This is a genomic window from Nonomuraea sp. NPDC049695, assembly GCF_040674955.1.
GTDB classification, from domain to species: Bacteria; Actinomycetota; Actinomycetes; order Streptosporangiales; family Streptosporangiaceae; genus Nonomuraea; species Nonomuraea helvata.
Genome location: NZ_JBFANV010000046.1, coordinates 41,910 through 59,324, shown reverse-complemented (window position 1 = coordinate 59,324; position 17,415 = coordinate 41,910). Strand labels below are relative to the sequence as shown.

The following is a 17,415-nucleotide window of genomic DNA, read 5'->3' as shown; positions in this document are numbered from 1 at the left end:
AGCGGGCCTGAGCCGCCGTACATTTGCCCTGTGAGGACCATCGACTGGGTGGACGGCGCCATCGAGCTCGTCGACCAGACCCTGCTGCCGGACAAGTGCGTGATGCTGCGCATCCACACCGTGGACGATCTGGTGGACGCCATCCAGCGGCTGGCCGTGCGCGGCGCGCCCGCGCTCGGCGTGGCCGGGGCGCTCGGCGTCGTGCTGGCCGGCGGCGACGCCGCGCAGATCGCCAGGCTCCGCGCCGCCAGGCCCACCGCCGTCAACCTCGCGTGGGGCGTCGACCAGGCCGTCGCCCACCTGCACGGCGGCCGCGAGTCGGTGCTCGCGGCCGCGCTGCGCGTGCGCGACGACGACATTGCCGCCTGCGTGGCCATGGGGGAGCGCGGGGCCGACCTGCTCGAAGGCGACCGGCTGCGGATCATGACGGTGTGCAACACCGGCGGGCTGGCCGCCGTCGAACGCGGTACCGCGCTCGGCGTCGTGCGGACGCTCCACGAACGCGGCCGGCTGGCCGAGGTGCTCGCACTCGAGACCCGCCCGCTGCTGCAGGGCGCCAGGCTCACCACCTGGGAGCTGGCCCGGATGGGCGCGCCGCACCGGCTCATCGCCGACTCCGCGGGGCCGTACCTGCTGGCCAGGGGCGACGTGGACGCGGTGCTCATCGGCGCCGACCGCATCGCCGCCAACGGCGACACCGCCAACAAGATCGGCTCGTATGCCCTCGCGCTCGGCGCGGAGCGCGCCGGGGTGCCGTTCGTGGTGGTCGCGCCGGAGTCCACGATCGACCAGCACACCCCCTCCGGCGAGCACATCGAGATCGAGGACAGGGGAGCGGACGAGGTCGTGACCGTCAGAGGTGTACGCGTGGCACCCGAGGGAACGCGAGCGCTGAACCCGGCCTTCGACGTGACGCCGCACGATCTCATCACCGCGATCGTGACGGACAAGCGAGTGATCCGGCCATAGGTCAAATCCCACATCTTCAGGACCTGTCCGCGTCCCCCGCGTTACGCTCGGTGGTCCCGACCGCGACCCTCGGAGCTCACCGTGGCAATCGACCTGGTGTTACGGCGCGACTGGAACGCCCGCGCGCCGCGTGGCGACTACACCCAGCTCGACTCCACCAAGGGAGTGAAAGTCCACTACACGGGTGGCAGCGTCGATCCCGGCATCGTCCATGACCACAACGGATGCGTCGCGCTGGTGCGCTCCATCCAGGCGTACCACATGGACGGCAACGGCTGGATCGACATCGGTTATTCGTATGTGGCTTGTCCGCATAAAAAGGTGTTCGAGGGGCGCGGCTTGCACCACCTGCCCGCCGCGAACGGCCCTGGCCTCAACGCTGGCCACTACGCCGTGCTTGGGCTCGTGGGGAACTCGGGGCTCGTGCAGCCGCCCGACGGGGTGCTCCACGCGATCCTGGACGCGGTCCAGTACGTGCGCGACAAAGGCAGCGCCGGCAAGGAGATCAAGGGGCACCGGGACGGATACTCGACCGACTGCCCCGGGGAACCGCTCTACGCATGGGTTCGCCGGGGCGCGCCCCGCCCCGGCGGAGGCACGGAGCCCGGGCCGGTCGCGCCGCCGTTCCCCGGGCGGCTGCTCACGTACCCGCCGGTGACGCAGGGCGACGACGTGCGCACCTGGCAGGAGCAGATGAAGCGGCGCGGCTGGGCCCTGACGGTGGACGGGGCGTACGGCGCGGAGTCGCGCGACGTGTGCCGCGGATTCCAGCGCCAGCAGGGCGTCACGGACGACGGGATCGTGGGGCCGGTCACGTGGCGGCTGGCGTGGGAGGCCCCCGCTGCCTGAGCCCGGCCCCGGTAAACGCGTAGTATCCGACCATGGAACTGGCAGCGGGTTTCGCGTCCGTCTCCCGGGACGACTGGCGGGCGTTGGCGATCGAGGTGCTGCGTAAATCCGGGATCGAGGCGGGCTCGCCCGAGGAGGCGCTGTCGAGCCTCACCTATGACGGGGTGACCGTCGCGCCGCTCTACGACCAGGACGACCTGCCCGGCGATCCCGGTCTGCCCGGCGAGCCGCCTTACGTGCGCGGCACGCGGGCCGCAGGCGGCTGGGACGTGCGGCAGCGGCACGCGGTGTCCGACCCCGAGGCGGTGCTGGCGGACCTGGAGAACGGCGTCACGTCGCTCTGGCTGGTGGTGGGTGACGGCGCGATCCCGGTGGACGCGCTGGGCGCCGTGCTCAAGGACGTCTACCTCGACCTGGCCCCGGTCGTGCTGGAGGCGGGGGAGCGCGTACGCGAGGCCGCCGAGGTCCTGTTCGGGCGCGGCGTCGCGGTGCGAGGGAACCTGGGGGCCTCCGCCTGTGCCGGAGGCGCGGGGCTGGAGCTGGCCCGGCGCTGTGTCGAGGGCTTCCCCGGGCTCAGGGCGGTGACCGTCGACGCCACGCCGTACCACGACGCGGGCGGCAGTGACGCCGAGGAGCTGGGCTGCTCGATCGCACAGGGCGTCGCCGAGCTGCGGGCGCTCACCGGCGGTGGGCTCTCCGTTGAGCAAGCGCTAGGGCAGATCGACTTCCGGTACGCCGCCACCGCCGACCAGTTCGCCACCATCGCCAAGCTGCGCGCGGCCCGCCGGCTGTGGGCGCGGGTCGCCGAGGTCTGCGGGGCCCCTGAGCACGGCGGGCAGCGGCAGCACGCGGTCACCAGTTCGGCCATGATGACCGCCCGCGACCCCTGGGTGAACATGCTCCGCACCACCCTCGCCTGCTTCGCCGCCGGGGTCGGCGGGGCCGACGCGGTCACGGTGCAGCCGTTCGACGCCTGCCTCGGCCTGCCGGACGCCTTCTCCCGCCGCATCGCCCGCAACACGCAGTCGCTCCTGCTGGAGGAGTCGGGGCTCGGGCACGTCATCGACCCCGCCGGGGGCTCCTGGTACGTCGAGCGCCGCACCGCCGACCTCGCCGAGCGGGCGTGGGCCTGGTTCCAGGAGATCGAGGCGGCGGGCGGGATCGGGCGGGCGTACGAGCTGGTGTCCGGCCGGATCGCCGCCACGCGTGCCCGCCGCGCCGACGACATCGCCCACCGCCGCTTCCCGATCACGGGCGTGAGCGAGTTCCCGCACGTCCACGAGAAGCCGGTCCGGCCGCCGTCCCCCGCCGGGGCCTCGAGCCTGGCCTCCTCCGGCCCTCCCACCGCACCGCCGTCTCCAGCGTCGGCCACCCCCTCACCCACCGCCGCGCCGCCGCCTGCCACGTCGCCCGCCGCGCCACCGCCCGCCGCCGCGCCACCGCCCGCCGCCGGGCCGCCGCCTGACACATCGCCCGCTGCGCCATCGCCTGCCGCTGCGCCACCGGCGGGGGCGCCTCCTGGCGTGCCGGTGGCGTCCGGCGATGCCGCTGAGGTGCACGCCCCTCGGGAGGCCGGTGTCGAGGGCGTTGCCGCATCGGCGGACGGGCGTGCCGGTGAGGGTGCGTCGTCGGCAGGGGAGCGGGCTGCCACCACATCCGAAGAAGCGCCGGAGGGGGCGGGAGTCAGGGGCGGGCTGCCGAGGGTCCGGTACGCCGAGGCGTTCGAGGAGCTGCGGGACCTGGCCGACGCGCAGCCCGAGCGGCCCAAGGTGTTCCTCGCCACCATCGGGCCCGTCGCCGCTCACACCGCGCGGGCCTCGTTCGCCGCCAACCTCTTCCAGGCGGGCGGGCTCGACACCGAGAGCGCCGGTCCCGGGACGGACCCCGAGCAGATCGCCACCGCGTACGCCATGAGCGGCACCACCGTCGCGTGCCTGTGCTCGTCGGACAAGCTGTACGCCCAGCACGCCCCCGCCGTTGCCGCCGCACTGCGCAAGGCCGGTGCGAGGAAAGTGTGGCTGGCGGGGAAGGGGGAGTACGAAGGCGTGGACGGAAACCTCTACGCGGGCTGCGACGCGGCGGCCGTGCTCCGCGAGACCTTCGACCACCTGGAGGTGACCCGATGATCCCGGACTTCTCCGGCATCCCGCTCAACGCCCTGCCCGAGGACGTCCCCGGGGAGCCGGAGCACGCCGGCGAGGTGTGGGAGACGCCGGAAGGGATCGCGGTCAAGCCGCTCTACACCGCCGACGACCTCGAGGGGCTCGACTTCCTGCGCACCTATCCCGGCGCGGCCCCCTACCTGCGGGGTCCGTACCCCACCATGTACGTCAACCAGCCCTGGACCATCCGCCAGTACGCGGGCTTCTCCACGGCCGAGGAGTCCAACGCCTTCTACCGGCGCAACCTCGCCGCCGGGCAGAAGGGCCTGTCGGTGGCCTTCGACCTGGCCACGCACCGGGGATACGACTCCGACCACCCCCGGGTCGCCGGCGACGTGGGCATGGCCGGGGTGGCGATCGACTCGATCTATGACATGCGGCAGCTGTTCGACGGCATCCCGCTCGACCGGATGTCGGTGTCGATGACCATGAACGGCGCCGTGCTGCCCGTCCTCGCGCTGTACATCGTGGCGGCCGAGGAGCAGGGCGTCGCGCCGGAGGAGCTCGCCGGGACCATCCAGAACGACATCCTCAAAGAGTTCATGGTACGCAATACCTACATTTATCCCCCAGCGCCGTCCATGCGGATTATTTCGGATATTTTTGCTTATACGAGCGAAAAGATGCCGAAATTCAACTCCATCAGCATTTCGGGCTACCACATCCAGGAAGCCGGCGCGACGTGCGACCTGGAGCTGGCCTACACGCTCGCCGACGGCGTCGAGTACCTGCGGGCAGGAGTCGCCGCCGGGATGGACGTCGACCGGTTCGCGCCGCGGCTGTCGTTCTTCTGGTGCATCGGCATGAACTTCTTCATGGAGGTCGCCAAGCTGCGGGCCGCCCGGCTGCTCTGGGCCAAGCTGGTGTCCGGCTTCAAGGCGAAAAATCCGAAATCGCTGAGCCTCCGTACCCACTCCCAGACCTCCGGCTGGTCGCTGACCGCGCAGGACGTCTTCAACAACGTCGCCCGCACCTGCGTCGAGGCCATGGCGGCCACCCAGGGCCACACCCAGTCGCTGCACACCAACGCGCTGGACGAGGCCCTCGCGCTGCCCACCGACTTCTCCGCCCGCATCGCCCGCAACACCCAGCTCCTCCTCCAGCAGGAGTCGGGCACGACCAAGGTGATCGACCCGTGGGGCGGCTCCTACTACGTCGAGCGCCTCACCCACGACCTCGCCGAACGCGCCTGGGCCCACATCCAGGAGGTCGAGGCCGCCGGCGGCATGGCCAGGGCCATCGAGGCGGGCCTGCCCAAGCTCCGCATCGAGGAGGCGGCCGCACGTGCGCAGGCCAGGATCGACTCCGGGCGTCAGCCCGTGATCGGCGTCAACAAGTACCGGGCCGAGGGCGACGAGACCATCGAGGTGCTCAAGGTCGACAACAGCGCCGTACGCGCCCAGCAGCTCGACAAGCTGGCCCGCCTCAGGGCCGAGCGCGACCCCGACGCCGTGCAGCGGGCGCTCGACGCGCTCACGAAGGCCGCCGACAACCCCGCGCCCGGCCTGGAGCACAATCTGCTCAAACTGGCCGTGGACGCCGCCCGGGCCAAGGCCACGGTGGGCGAGATCTCCGACGCCCTCGAGCGGGTGTTCGGCAGGCACGCCGAGCCGGTACGTACCATCTCTGGGGTGTACCGCGACGAGTCAGGCCACTCCGACAACATCGAGCGCGTCCGCCGGGCCTGCGCCGACTTCGAACGGGCCGAGGGGCGCCGCCCGCGCATCCTCGTGGCGAAGATGGGCCAGGACGGCCACGACCGCGGCCAGAAGGTGATCGCCACGGCCTTCGCCGACCTCGGCTTCGACGTTGACGTCGGCCCGCTGTTCCAGACGCCGGAGGAGGTCGCCAGGCAGGCGGTCGAGGCCGACGTGCACATCGTGGGCGTGTCGTCGCTGGCCGCGGGACACCTCACCCTGGTGCCCGCGCTGCGCCGGGCGCTGGCCGACCTCGACGCCGGCGACATCATGATCGTGGTCGGCGGCGTCATCCCGCCGGGCGACCACGACGAGCTGCGGGCCGCGGGCGCCGCCGCGATCTTCCCGCCGGGCACGGTGATCGCCGACGCCGCCCTCGACCTGCTGGACCAGCTGCGGGACCGTCAGTAGGTCCCGCTCTGGCACATCGTGACGGAGATCGTCCGCTGGGTCACGATCGGGGAGGTGATCCTGAGCGTGACCCGGTGGACGCCTCCCTCGCTCCGGAGGCTCTGCGGCGCGGCGAGGTAGCGCTGACCGTTCTCCGAGATGGCCGCCGACGAGCGGCCCACGGGCGTGCGGTCGATGTACCAGGTGTACCTGAAGTTCAGCGGCTCGCCGGTGCGCTGCACCAGCGCCTGGAGGGTCACCTCGCCGCCCGACCAGCAGTCGCCGTTCCTGGTGCCGCCCGCGCGGACGTAGACGAGCCTGAGCTGCCCGCTCGCGCCGGGCACCGCGGTTGACGTGGTGCCGTCGGTCGGCACCGTGCTCGGGTCGCCCTCGCTCTGCGGGCTCGCCCCGGGGGTACGCGTCCGCTTCGGCCGCTGCGACGGCGTGGACTTGGCGGACTTCGAGGCCGAGGGCGTGCTGCTCGCGACCGAGACGCTCTTGGCCGTGGGGGTCGTGGGGGTGAGCCACATGATGGCGCCGGCCAGCGCCAGCACGGAGACGCCGGAGGCGCCCGCGATGAGCACGATCTTCATGCGCCGCCGACCGGACCGTCGCGGCGGCGCGGGTGCGCCTGCGGGTGCCTCACCTGGTGCTCCGGCGGGCGCCCTGGCCGGTGTATCTCCCGGCGCGAGGAGGCCGACCAGCGCCGAGTGCTGGGCCATCGCCGGCTCGGGCACCGGCTGCTCGCGAGCCGCCGCCCGCTCGAACTCCGCCGGATGGTCGAACTCCGCCGGAACCGGTGCCACGACCGGGGCGCCCAGCGGGAACGCCGCCGGCCCCTGGCCGTGGTGTGTCCCCGGGTCATGTCCATAGTGCCCGGCCGGTTCTCGGGCGAAATGGGCGGCCGGTTCCTGGCTGTAGTGTCCGGCTGGGTCCTGGCCGTAGTGCGCGGCCGGTTCTTGGCCATGGTGTCCGGCCGGCTGCTGGCCGTAGTGCGCAGACGCCTCCTGGCCATAGTGTCCGGCCGGTTCCTGGCCGTAGTGCGCGGCCGGTTCCTGGGCATGGTGTCCGGCCGGCTGCTGGCCGTAGTGCGCAGACGCCTCCTGGCCATGATGTCCGGCCGGTTCCTGGCCGAAGTGCCCGCCGGGGGCGGGCTGCGGCGCGGCGGGCTGGTCCGGGCTCTGGCGCGGACCGAAGCGCCGCGGCAGAGCTCCCGACTGGGCTCCCGACTGGGCTCCGGGTTGGGCTCCCGGTTGGGCCTCCGGATAGGCCCCCTGGTGGTCGGCGCCGGGAGCCTGGGCGCGGCCCCGGCGTGGCGGCGTGTCCTGGTCGAAGGCCGGCTCGGGCGTCTGGTGCCAGGCCGCCGCCTGCTGGTCGGTCTGCTGCCAGGCCGCCGCCGGCTGGTCAACGGTCTCGTACGAGGCCGGAGCAGCATCGGCGGCCTGGTACGGAACCGAGGGCTGGTCAGAGGTCTGGTACGGGACCGGCGTCTGGTGCGGGGCCGCGCTCTGGTCGGACGTCTGGTACGCGCCCGGCGTCCGGCGCGGCAGCGGAGCCTGGTCCGAGGTCTGGTACGGGACCGGGGTCTGCTGGCCGGCCGGAGATTGGGGCGGGGCGGCAGGCTGGCGCGAGGGCGCGGTCAGCCGGAGCAGCACGTCGCGCATCACGGGACGGGCGCCGGGGTCCTTGGCCAGGCAGGCCAGCATGATCTCGCGCACCAGCCCACGGAGCTCGCCGAGGTGCGGCTCGTCGTTCAGGATGCGGTTGATCACCGCGGGCAGCGAGTCGTCGCCGAACGGCGGCGTCCCCGTGGCCGCGAAGACCATCACCGACGCCCACGCGAACACGTCGGCAGGCGCTCCGACCGCCTTCCCGGAGAGCTGCTCGGGCGCCATGTACGCGGGCGTGCCGACGAAGGTGCCGGTCGCCTTCATGCCGCCGGCGAGCGCCCCGGCGATGCCGAAGTCCACGACCTGCGGCCCGTCGGGCCCGAGCAGGACGTTCGACGGCTTGAAGTCCCCGTGGACGACGCCGGCCTGGTGGATGGCGTCCAGCGCGGTCGCGCTGGACACGGCGATCCGCTGCAGCTCCGCCCCGCCCTGCCGGCCTGCCTGCTGGAGCGAGGGCCCGTCCACGTACTCGGACACGATGTACGGGCGGCCGCTGGTTGAGGCGTCGAGCACCTGCGCGAGGCAGAACGGCTCGACCTTGCGCGCGGCGGCGATCTCCCTGGCGAGTCGGTCGTCCCCGGCGAGTCCCTCGCGCAGCGCCTTGACCGCGACGGGGGTGCCGTTGCGGGCCTGGCCGAGGTAGACGACACCATGGCCGCCCGCTCCGAGACGACCGACCAGCCGGTAGGGTCCCACCGTTGCCGGGTCGCCCTCGCGGAGGGGTTCGACGTTGGGCATGAGGGGAGTGACTCCTGTGACGGCTGAGGTTAGAACTCCAGCACCCTACTGGCAAAAGTCAAGACTTGTCAGAGCTTAGGCTGATCAACTGGGAAGAAAAGGGGTAAGTCGGGTGCATTCGCTGGAGGACTACGCCCAAGGTGTACGGGCCGGGTCCCGTACGTGGATCGCGCGCGCGATCACTTTGGTCGAGTCGACCAGGCCCGACCACATCGCGCTGGCGCAGCGGCTGCTCGTCGAGCTCACCCCCCTCTCCGGCCACGCGCGCAGGGTGGGCGTCTCCGGTGTGCCCGGCGTGGGGAAGTCCACGTTCATCGACGCGCTCGGGACGATGCTGACCGAGAGCGGCCACAAGGTGGCCGTGCTGGCCGTGGACCCCTCGTCCACCAGGACGGGCGGCAGTATCCTCGGCGACAAGACCCGCATGGCCCGGCTGTCGGCTGACCCCGACGCCTTCATCCGGCCCTCGCCGACCTCGGGCACGCTCGGCGGCGTCACCAAGGCGACCAGGGAGGCCATGGTCGTGGTGGAGGCGGCCGGCTTCGACGTCGTCCTGGTCGAGACCGTCGGCGTCGGCCAGTCGGAGACCGCGGTGGCCGACATGGTGGACACGTTCCTGCTGCTCACACTGGCCCGCACCGGCGACCAGCTCCAGGGGATCAAGAAGGGCGTGCTGGAGCTGGCCGACGTCATCGCGGTCAACAAGGCCGACGGCGAGCACGAGCTGCCGGCCAGGAAGGCCGCACGGGAGCTGTCGGGCGCGCTGCGCATGCTCCGCTCCGACTCGGTCCCGCCGCCGGTGCTCACGTGCAGCGGGCTGACCGGCGACGGGCTGGACAAGCTCTGGCGCCACGTGCTGGCCCACCAGGACGCGCTCGACCTGGCCGCCAAGCGCCGCCGCCAGCAGGTGGGCTGGACGTGGACGCTGGTACGGGACCGGCTGCTGGCCGAGCTCCGCAACGACCCCGAGGTGGCGGCGATCACCGAGGAGGTGGAGCGGGAGGTCCTCGCGGGCGAGCTGACCCCCTCCCTCGCGGCCGACCGCCTCCTGTCGGTCTTCAAGCGCTCTTGAGACGGCGCCGGGCGAGCGGGTCTATCCGCAATCATGGAATTGCTCTTAGAGTCGGGATCGACACCCGTCCAGGAGGCCAGGCATGTCCAGCATTCCGTCCCTGCTGCGCGACCGGATCGCGGCGACCCCCGACGATGAGGCGTACCGAACTCCCTCTGACGGCGGCTGGACCTCGCTGACCTGGCGCGAGGTGGGCGAACGGGTGCGCGGGCTGGCTCTGGGCCTGGCCGGGCTGGGCTGCGGGCCCGGCACGCGCGTGTCGATCCTCTCCTCGACCCGGCTCGAATGGATCCTCGCCGACCTGGCGGTGCTGGCCACGGGCGCGGCCACGACCACGATCTACCCGTCCAACACGGCCGCCGAGGCGGCGTTCGTCATCACCGACTCCGGCAGCACGATCGTGATCGCCGAGAACGACGACCAGGTCGCCAAGCTCAGGTCCGTCCAGAAGGAGCTGCCCGGCGTCACCCGCGTCGTGGTCATCGACGGCACGGCGAGCGACGACGGCTGGGTGGTCAGGCTCGACTCTCTTCAAGGCCCGCAAGACGGCGACTACGAGGGCATGGTGGACGCCATCGCCGCCGACGACCTGGCCACGCTCATCTACACCTCCGGTACGACCGGCCGCCCCAAGGGCGTGGAGCTGACCCACGACAACTGGCTGCACGCCGCGGGCGGCGTGCACCGGCTGGACCTGATCTCCAGGGACGACCTGCACTTCCTGTGGCTGCCGCTGTCGCACTCGTTCGGCAAGCTGCTGGAGATCGTCATGATCGACATCGGCGTCCCGACCGCGATCGACGGCCGCCTCGACAAGATCGCCGAGAACCTCGGCGTGCTCAAGCCGACGTTCATGGCCGCCGCGCCGCGCATCTTCGAGAAGATCCACAACACCGTCGTGGCCACCGTGCGGCGCGAGGGCGGCGTCAAGCTGCGCATCTTCAACTGGGCGCGGGAGACCGGCATCAGGGTCAGCCGCGCCCGCCAGCGCGAGGCGCCCATCCCGCTCACCACCAGGATCGAGTACGCCCTGGCCGACCGCCTGGTCTTCGCCAAGCTCCGCGACCGGTTCGGCGGCCGGATCCGGTTCTTCGTCTCCGGCGCCGCCCCGCTGTCCATGGACATCGCGGAGTTCTTCGACGCGGCGGGCCTGCCGATCCTCGAGGGGTACGGCCTCACGGAGTCGTCGGCGGGCAGCTTCCTCAACCGGCTGGAGTCGGTGAAGTTCGGGACGGTCGGGCCACCCCTGCCGGGCGCCGAGGTCCGCATCGCCGACGACGGCGAGATCCTCATCGGCGGTCGCGGCGTCATGCGCGGCTACCACGGGCTGCCGGAGGAGACGGCCGAGGCGCTGGAGGACGGCTGGCTGCACACGGGCGACATCGGCGAGCTCGACCCGGCCGGCCGGCTGCGCATCACCGACCGGAAGAAGGAGCTGATCAAGACCTCGGGCGGCAAGTACGTCGCGCCGACGTACCTGGAGGGCCGCATCAAGGCGGCCTGCCCGTACGCGTCGCACGTGTTCGTGCACGGCGACCGGCGCAACTACGTCACCGCGCTGGTCACGCTCGACATGGACGTGGCCGGGCCGTGGGCGCGGGCGGAGTCGCTGCCGGAGGACCCGGAGCGGCTGCGCGAGCACCCGCGGATGCGCGAGGAGGTCCAGAAGGCCATCGACCAGGTCAACGCGGACGAGGCGAGTTACGCCACGGTCAAGAAGTTCGCGATCCTGGCCGAGGACTTCACGGTGGAGACGGGCGAGCTGACGGCCAGCCTCAAGATCAAGCGCAAGGCCGTAGAGGAGCGCCACGGCAAGGTCCTCGACGCCTTCTACGAGGGCTGACGCGTGATCTCACACCTGCCGGTACGCCCGAGGCACTGCGACGCGCAGGCCATGATGCACGCCACCCGCTACTACGAGTACTTCGAGGACGCCTTCCTCGACTGGCTCGGCGCCAGGGGCGGCTACGACCGGCTCCGGGAGGAGGGCGCCGACCTGGTGGTCAAGGCGAGCGGGTGCGAGCACCACGCTCCAGCCCGGCTCGGCGACGTGCTGGCCGTGGAGAGCTCGCCGGCCAGGGTCGGCACGACGTCGATCACGATGACGTTCACGATGCGGCGGGCGGACGAGCTGGTGGCCGTCGGCACGATCACGTACGTGTGCGTGCGCGACGGCCGGGCCGGCCCGCTGCCGGAGATGCTCAGAGAACCCGCTTGGCCCCCGGCAGCGACCGCACCAGGTACGCCAGCCCCCAGCACAGCGGCAGAGCCACCACCAGCGCCATCGCGAACTTGACGATCGCGATCGCCTCGAGCGGGCGCAGCGCGTAGGCGACGGCGACCAGCACGAGCGGGTGGATGATGTAGACGGTGAAGGCGTGGTCGGACAGGAACCGGCCGCGCGGCCCCTGCTCGGCGAACCGCTCCCTGAAGAGCACCGAGAGCCCGATGACCATGCTCACCGCGAAGGCCGACTCCCAGGCCGCCATCAGCGCCGAAGCCACCGCCCCGCTCGTCATGACCGCGGGAGGCAGCAGCACGGCGGTCGACACGCCCGCCGCCACGAGCCCCAGCCGCCCGGCGCGCGCCGGCAGTGTCTCGAACCAGCCGCGCCTGAAGGCCACGCATCCGAGGACGAACATGGAGACGTACTGCGGCAGGAAGTTCGGTGTCGGCAGCCCGAGCACCGGCACGTAGGTGCCGGTCGGCACCGGGATCCGCCACAGGAACGTGGCCACCGCCAGCCCCACGACGAACAGCGCGACCGACCGGAACCGGAGCGGGGCCGGGCGCGACTCGAGCGGCGCACGTCGGGACCGCCACAACGCGTACACTAGGGCGAAGACGATCAGCACCTCGGCGAACCACATCGGCCCCGGGTCCCACGAGCGCAGGTAGAACTTCCAGTACGGCATGCCGTCGACCCGCGCGTAATCACCGAAGTTCACCAGCGGCCGGAGCAGCAGGATGAAGAGCAGCAGCGGGATGCCCAGCCGCACCAGCCGGTCCCGCACGAAGGCGCGGCTGCCCTTGCGGTCGTAGGAGCCCGGGGTGAAGAAGCCGGAGATGAGGAAGAAGAACCCCATGAAGAACGCCTGGTTGAACGTCACCAGAAGGTCGAGCAGGCCCCCTGACGGGTCCTTGGCGGGCTCGGTGTAGTACCAGAGGGGGATGTTGCCGTACGTGACCGCCACGTGGTGGGCGACGACCAGCACGGTGAGCACGGTCCGGAGGTTGTCGATCGAGTGGAGCCTGGTTCTCGGCTCGGTCTTCATGTGGTGCAGGCCCTTTCGAAGAGGTCGGCCAGCTCGTGTGCGTGCGCCTCGAGGTCGTGCTGCGGATAGGCGGCCCAGTAGCCGAACATGCTGTCCATGGCGGCCGACAGCGTGACGGCCATGACGCGGACGTCGAAGTCCCTGAACTCGCCGGTGCGCTGCCCGAGGCGGAAGACGTTCTCCAGTGCCTGGTAGATCTCCTCGCTGGTGTGGACGCCGTAGCGGGGTTGGCCTTCGGCGGTGCGCAGGTTGTTGAAGATCTCGCCGAGCGCCATGATCTGTGAGCGCTGCTCACGCATGTGGGCGGCGTTGGCGAGGACATAGGTCCGCAACAGCTCGCCGGCGCCCTCCACGTTCTGCATCTCGGCGATCACATGCTCGGCGGCCTGTTTGTAGACGCGGGTGACCACCTCCTCCATCAGCTCGTCCTTGCCGGCGAAGTGGTAGGAGATGACGCCCTTGCTGATGCCCGCGTGCTTGGCGATGCGTGCCAGCGACGCCTGGGCGAACCCGACCTCCGCGATGACCTCCACGGCCGACGCCACGATCTGCGCGCGCCTGGCCTCCTCGATGAACGACCGCGGCTTCTGGCCGACTGGCCCATTTTCTGACCGCATGGCCAAAATTTAGCACAGGCGGCCAGGGCATGCGATCTCTCCTGGTCGGGCTCAGGCGTACCGGCGCGTCATCCCGCGCCGCCCGTGCGGCGCTCGAGCGGCCGGACGGTGGCGACGAATCCCGAAGTGCGCACCTCCCACGCGCCGCAGGCGCACCTCAGGTAGGAGACCGTGCCCTCGGAGGTGTGGTGGGAGGAGACGACGGCCAGGGCCAGGGGATCGTGCAGATGTCTGGAGTGCATGATTCCAATCTGATGTAATGCCCTTATGCATTTCAACGCTTACGGCGGCAACGGGGCGGCCCTCGCGGCGGCCCTGGTGAACGCGACCGACTTCAGCCCTGAGGCGGTCGAGGCGATGCTCACCGAGCACCGCCTGCTCCGCACCGTCGTCACGGCCGAGCAGGCCGAGGAGCTGCGCGAGTGGGCGGCGCGGCTGGCGCCCGTGTTCGGGGAGCCCGACCAGGACACGCAGATCAAGCTGATCAACGACCTGCTCGACGTCACCGCGTCCAAGCCGTACGTCAGCGCGCACGACGGCCGCGAGCCGCACCTGCACTTCTTCGCCCCGGACGCCGACATCGTGGCCAGGGCGAAGGACACCACGGCGGGCGGGCTGGCCATGGCCATGTCCTTCGCGGGCAGGCACCGTCTGGGGCGGTGCGACCGCGACGGGTGCGAGATCGTCTTCGTGGACACCTCGCGTAACGGCAGGCGCCGGTTCTGCTCGCCGGCCTGCGCCAACAGGGTCAACGTGGCGGCGCACCGGGCCAGGAGCCTTGCCAGATAATCTTCGCGTCGCATAAACTGTCCCGGTCTTATCGCCGAGCCCTGGGGGCCGTTGACGTGAGGATCTGAGGTCGCGGGCACCGCGCCGTTCCGCCCTGTCGTGGGCAGTGCGCGCACACCTGGACCTCTGGCGATCTCCTCGCCCTCTCTTCCCTCGTGCTGCGCGTATATGCGGTGTTTCCCGCCAAGTCACGAAATTTCGACCTTTGTGACGGGAGCCGCCTTATGTCTTTTTCCATTGTCGTTGATCACGTGTCCTTCGCCTGGCCGGACGGCACCGGGGTGCTCGACGGGCTCGACGCCGCCTTCCCCGCCGGACGTACCGGGCTCATCGGGGTCAACGGGTCGGGCAAGTCCACCCTCCTGAAGATCATCGCGCGGGAGCTCGCCCCTCGGTCCGGGGCCGTGTCCGTGGCGGGGGAGGTGGGGTACCTGCCGCAGAACGTCCCGCTGGGCGCGAGCCGTACCGTGTCGGACCTGCTGGAGATCAGCGGGACGCGGGCGGCGCTGCACGCCATCGAGAGCGGGAACGTGGCCGAGGAGCACTTCGCCGCGGTCGGCGACGACTGGGACGTCGAGGAGCGCGCCGGCGCCGAGCTCGACCGGCTCGGGCTCGGCCACATCGGGCTGGACCGCACGGTCGGCACGCTGTCGGGCGGCGAGACCATCATGGTCGCGCTGGCCGCCCAGCTGCTGAAGCGGCCCGAGGTGCTGCTGCTCGACGAGCCCACCAACAACCTCGACCTGGACGCGCGGGAGCGGCTGTACGCCGCGGTCGCCGCCTGGCAGGGCGTGCTGGTGGTGGTCAGCCACGACCGCGCGCTGCTGGAGCTGGTGGACCAGATCGCCGAGCTGCGCGACGGTGTCGTACGCATGTACGGCGGGAACCTGAGCGCCTACGAGGAGCAGGTCGCCGCCGAGCAGGACGCCGCCCAGCGGATGGTGCGCACCGCGGAAGGAGAGGTACGGCGGCAGCAGCGCGAGCTCATCGAGGCCCGCACCCGGATCGACCGGAACCTGCGCAACGGGCGGAAGGCGTTCGAGAACAAGAAGGTGCCGAAGATCGTCGCCAACGGGCTCAAGCGGAAGGCCCAGGTGAGCGCCGGCAAGCAGCGCAACCTGGCCATCGAGAAGCTGGAGGAGGCGCGTGGGCGGCTGACGGAGGCCGAGCAGGCGGTGCGCGACGACGCGGAGATCCGCATCGAGCTGCCGGGCACGGAGGTCCCCGCCGGCCGCACGGTCCTCACCTTGCCGCTGTCAGGCGGCGGGGCGAGCGGTGGCCCAGCCTTGGACAGCATGGACGGCGAGGACGGCGTGCGTGCTGTCGTGCTGGAGACGCTGGTGGTGCGCGGCCCCGAGCGGATCGCGTTGCTGGGTCCCAACGGCTCCGGCAAGACCACGTTGCTCAAGCGGATCGTCGAGCACGGCGCCCACGTCCCCGTCCGGTACCTGCCCCAGCGCCTCGACCTCCTGGACGACGCCCTGAGCATCGTGGACAACGTGCGGGCCATGGCTCCGGACGCGTCCGTGAACGACGTCAGAGCCCGCCTGGCGCGCTTCCTGTTCAGGGGCGACCGGGTCAACCAGGCCGTCGGCACGCTGTCGGGAGGCGAGCGCTTCCGCGCGACCCTCGCCGCGCTCCTGTCGGCGGAGCCGCCGCCCCAGCTGCTCCTGCTCGACGAGCCGACGAACAACCTGGACATGGCCAGCGTCCGCCAGCTCACCCAGGCCCTGAACGCGTACCGGGGGGCGCTCGTCGTGGCCAGCCACGACGTGCCGTTCCTGGAGACGATCGGGATCACCCGCCGGCTGCGACAGGATCGGGATACTGGACTGACGGAATCGTGATTGACGTCTGGGGATCAACCGGACGATAGTGTGACAGGTGGCTGGACCTCGGTTGATCTCCTGCGTTCTCGCCTTGTCAGCACTCACGCTCGGCGCCTGCTCGTCGTCCTTACCGTCGCCGACCGAAGGCGCGTCGAAGGTCAGCGGCGTCGCCGGCGGCAACGGCGGCGGCGGGCCCGTCAGCGGCGGTGGCACGGAGGCGAGCACCCCCAGCCCCAGCGCGCTGACGGCGGAGCAGTACAAGAGCGAGCTCGCAAGCAGGCACAAGGCGATGGCGGGCGCGATCGGCGCCCTGGCGGGCGCGCGCAGTGTCAAGGCGCTGGACCAGCGGGTCGGCAGCGCGGAGGAGGCGCTGAGCGGCGCCGCCGAAGCGCTGGCCGCGCTCGCCCCGCCCGACGCCGTACGCGCCCAGCACGACGCGTACGTGACCAGCCTGCGCGACTTCGCCAGCGGGCTGGGCTCCACGGCCGGCAAGGTCGGCGCCAGGAACCTGTGCACGTCCTCGGCCGTGCTCACCGACCTCGACGACAAGCTGGCCGCGCTCGACAAGGCGGGCGAGGCCCTGCAGAGCGCCGGCGGCTACCCGGCCGACATCGTGGACGTGAAGGCCGGGAAGAAGGAGACCAGGCGGCTGAGCAACGGCTCGTTCGTCCGCAGGAGCACGCTCAACGGCCGCAGCTCGCTGGAGGTCGACAACGGTGGCACCCGCGACGCCGTGGTCACCCTCGTGAAGGGCGGCAGCAAGACGTTCAGCGTGTACGTGCGCAAGAAGTCGAAGTTCAAGGTCAAGGGTGTGCGGGACGGCACGTACAAGATCTACTTCACGCACGGCGTGGACTGGGACGGCAAGCGCAAGGCGTTCACGCGCGAATGCAGCTTCGAGAAGTTCGAGAAGTCGGCGAAGTTCAAGACGACGTTCACCGCCACGCAGATCCGCTGGCACGACTGGCGGATCACGCTGCACGCGATCTCGGGCGGCAACGCCCGCACCGCGCCCGTCGATCCCGACGACTTCCCGGCCTGACGCCGCCGGACGGCGCAAGGCCGCGCACCCCACCGGTGCGCGGCCTTCTCCGATCAGGTCGAGAACAGCATGCCCACCCAGCTGCGCTGGTGGTGGTGATGGTGGCCGCCGTAGTGGCCGCCGTGCGGGGCGCCCCAGGCGGGACCGGGGGCCGGGGGAGGCGGGGGAGCCGCGTGGTACTGCGACTCCATCCGGGTCAGCGTCTCGAGCTCGCCGTAGTCGAGGAAGATCCCACGGCAGTTGTCGCACTGCTCGATGTGGACGCCGTTGCGCTCATAGGTCCGCATGTTCCCGCGGCACTTAGGGCACTGCATCT

General features: G+C 71.4%; 15 protein-coding genes. 10 read left to right on the top strand and 5 right to left on the bottom strand.

Annotated elements, in window-relative coordinates; all coding sequences use genetic code 11:
* Window positions 1-30: 30 nt before the first annotated feature.
* The 4 genes from mtnA (at window position 31) to scpA (ending at window position 6,088) form a co-directional block, all read left to right on the top strand.
* Entirely contained in the window at window positions 31-969 is a 939-nt protein-coding gene (gene mtnA / locus AB0J64_RS32940) for an S-methyl-5-thioribose-1-phosphate isomerase (protein ID WP_364035589.1), read from the top strand.
* An 81-nt stretch (window positions 970-1,050) separates the two neighbouring features.
* Window positions 1,051-1,818 carry a peptidoglycan-binding protein gene (locus tag AB0J64_RS32935; protein ID WP_364035586.1) on the top strand — a complete coding sequence of 256 codons (768 nt, stop codon included), beginning with the start codon at window positions 1,051-1,053 and terminating at the stop codon, window positions 1,816-1,818.
* Window positions 1,819-1,850: 32 nt separating this feature from the next.
* Window positions 1,851-3,944, top strand: coding sequence for a methylmalonyl-CoA mutase family protein (locus tag AB0J64_RS32930; protein WP_364035583.1), 2,094 nt, complete (start codon window positions 1,851-1,853; stop codon window positions 3,942-3,944).
* On the top strand, window positions 3,941-6,088 hold the full coding sequence (gene scpA / locus AB0J64_RS32925) for a methylmalonyl-CoA mutase (protein ID WP_364035580.1): 2,148 nt from the start codon (window positions 3,941-3,943) through the stop codon (window positions 6,086-6,088). Before AB0J64_RS32930 ends, scpA begins: the two co-directional genes overlap by 4 nt.
* Here scpA and AB0J64_RS32920 read toward each other — a convergent pair.
* A complete protein-coding gene (locus tag AB0J64_RS32920) occupies window positions 6,082-8,475 on the bottom strand; it encodes a protein kinase (RefSeq protein ID WP_364035577.1) in 2,394 nt (797 codons plus the stop codon). The two genes, scpA and AB0J64_RS32920, sit on opposite strands and share 7 nt — an antisense overlap.
* Before the next feature lie 112 nt (window positions 8,476-8,587).
* On the opposite strand from AB0J64_RS32920, the gene meaB reads away from it, so the two are divergent.
* The 3 genes from meaB to AB0J64_RS32905 all read left to right on the top strand — a co-directional run bounded on the left by meaB (window position 8,588) and on the right by AB0J64_RS32905 (window position 11,843).
* Complete coding sequence (meaB, locus tag AB0J64_RS32915; protein ID WP_364035574.1) at window positions 8,588-9,547, top strand: methylmalonyl Co-A mutase-associated GTPase MeaB; 960 nt, start codon at window positions 8,588-8,590, stop codon at window positions 9,545-9,547.
* 82 nt (window positions 9,548-9,629) lie between these two features.
* Window positions 9,630-11,390, top strand: coding sequence for a long-chain fatty acid--CoA ligase (locus AB0J64_RS32910; protein WP_364035571.1), 1,761 nt, complete (start codon window positions 9,630-9,632; stop codon window positions 11,388-11,390).
* Window positions 11,391-11,393: 3 nt separating this feature from the next.
* Window positions 11,394-11,843 carry a thioesterase family protein gene (locus tag AB0J64_RS32905; protein ID WP_364035568.1) on the top strand — a complete coding sequence of 150 codons (450 nt, stop codon included), beginning with the start codon at window positions 11,394-11,396 and terminating at the stop codon, window positions 11,841-11,843.
* Here AB0J64_RS32905 and AB0J64_RS32900 read toward each other — a convergent pair.
* The 3 genes from AB0J64_RS32900 to AB0J64_RS32890 all read right to left on the bottom strand — a co-directional run bounded on the left by AB0J64_RS32900 (window position 11,749) and on the right by AB0J64_RS32890 (window position 13,681).
* Complete coding sequence (locus AB0J64_RS32900) at window positions 11,749-12,822, bottom strand: acyltransferase family protein (protein WP_364035565.1); 1,074 nt, start codon at window positions 12,820-12,822, stop codon at window positions 11,749-11,751. The genes AB0J64_RS32905 and AB0J64_RS32900 overlap by 95 nt on opposite strands.
* Window positions 12,819-13,439: a TetR/AcrR family transcriptional regulator gene (locus AB0J64_RS32895; protein ID WP_364035562.1), complete on the bottom strand. Its 621-nt coding sequence runs from the start codon at window positions 13,437-13,439 to the stop codon at window positions 12,819-12,821. Before AB0J64_RS32895 ends, AB0J64_RS32900 begins: the two co-directional genes overlap by 4 nt.
* 68 nt (window positions 13,440-13,507) lie before the next feature.
* Window positions 13,508-13,681 carry a hypothetical protein gene (locus tag AB0J64_RS32890; protein ID WP_364035559.1) on the bottom strand — a complete coding sequence of 58 codons (174 nt, stop codon included), beginning with the start codon at window positions 13,679-13,681 and terminating at the stop codon, window positions 13,508-13,510.
* Between the two features lie 25 nt (window positions 13,682-13,706).
* Between AB0J64_RS32890 and AB0J64_RS32885 the strand changes: the two genes are divergently transcribed.
* From AB0J64_RS32885 to AB0J64_RS32875, 3 genes are all read left to right on the top strand, one after another.
* Window positions 13,707-14,228, top strand: a complete 522-nt coding sequence (locus tag AB0J64_RS32885; protein WP_364035556.1) for a CGNR zinc finger domain-containing protein — start codon at window positions 13,707-13,709, stop codon at window positions 14,226-14,228.
* A gap of 224 nt (window positions 14,229-14,452) precedes the next feature.
* Window positions 14,453-16,075, top strand: a complete 1,623-nt coding sequence (locus AB0J64_RS32880; protein WP_364035553.1) for an ABC-F family ATP-binding cassette domain-containing protein — start codon at window positions 14,453-14,455, stop codon at window positions 16,073-16,075.
* 73 nt (window positions 16,076-16,148) lie between these two features.
* Window positions 16,149-17,099 (top strand): hypothetical protein, encoded by a 951-nt coding sequence (locus AB0J64_RS32875; RefSeq protein WP_364035550.1) that lies wholly within the window; start codon window positions 16,149-16,151, stop codon window positions 17,097-17,099.
* A gap of 53 nt (window positions 17,100-17,152) precedes the next feature.
* Here AB0J64_RS32875 and AB0J64_RS32870 read toward each other — a convergent pair whose 3' ends face one another.
* On the bottom strand, window positions 17,153-17,413 hold the full coding sequence (locus tag AB0J64_RS32870; protein WP_344984858.1) for a zf-TFIIB domain-containing protein: 261 nt from the start codon (window positions 17,411-17,413) through the stop codon (window positions 17,153-17,155).
* Window positions 17,414-17,415: the final 2 nt, after the last annotated feature.

Coding starts and splice junctions, on each gene's coding strand:
- AB0J64_RS32885 (WP_364035556.1), top strand. CDS start 13,707: ATGCATTTCAACGCTTACGGCGGCAACGGGGCGGCCCTCGCGGCGGCC.
- scpA (WP_364035580.1), top strand. CDS start 3,941: ATGATCCCGGACTTCTCCGGCATCCCGCTCAACGCCCTGCCCGAGGAC.
- AB0J64_RS32880 (WP_364035553.1), top strand. CDS start 14,453: ATGTCTTTTTCCATTGTCGTTGATCACGTGTCCTTCGCCTGGCCGGAC.
- AB0J64_RS32930 (WP_364035583.1), top strand. CDS start 1,851: ATGGAACTGGCAGCGGGTTTCGCGTCCGTCTCCCGGGACGACTGGCGG.
- AB0J64_RS32890 (WP_364035559.1), bottom strand. CDS start 13,681: ATGCACTCCAGACATCTGCACGATCCCCTGGCCCTGGCCGTCGTCTCC.
- AB0J64_RS32910 (WP_364035571.1), top strand. CDS start 9,630: ATGTCCAGCATTCCGTCCCTGCTGCGCGACCGGATCGCGGCGACCCCC.
- AB0J64_RS32920 (WP_364035577.1), bottom strand. CDS start 8,475: ATGCCCAACGTCGAACCCCTCCGCGAGGGCGACCCGGCAACGGTGGGA.
- AB0J64_RS32900 (WP_364035565.1), bottom strand. CDS start 12,822: ATGAAGACCGAGCCGAGAACCAGGCTCCACTCGATCGACAACCTCCGG.
- AB0J64_RS32870 (WP_344984858.1), bottom strand. CDS start 17,413: ATGCAGTGCCCTAAGTGCCGCGGGAACATGCGGACCTATGAGCGCAAC.
- AB0J64_RS32895 (WP_364035562.1), bottom strand. CDS start 13,439: ATGCGGTCAGAAAATGGGCCAGTCGGCCAGAAGCCGCGGTCGTTCATC.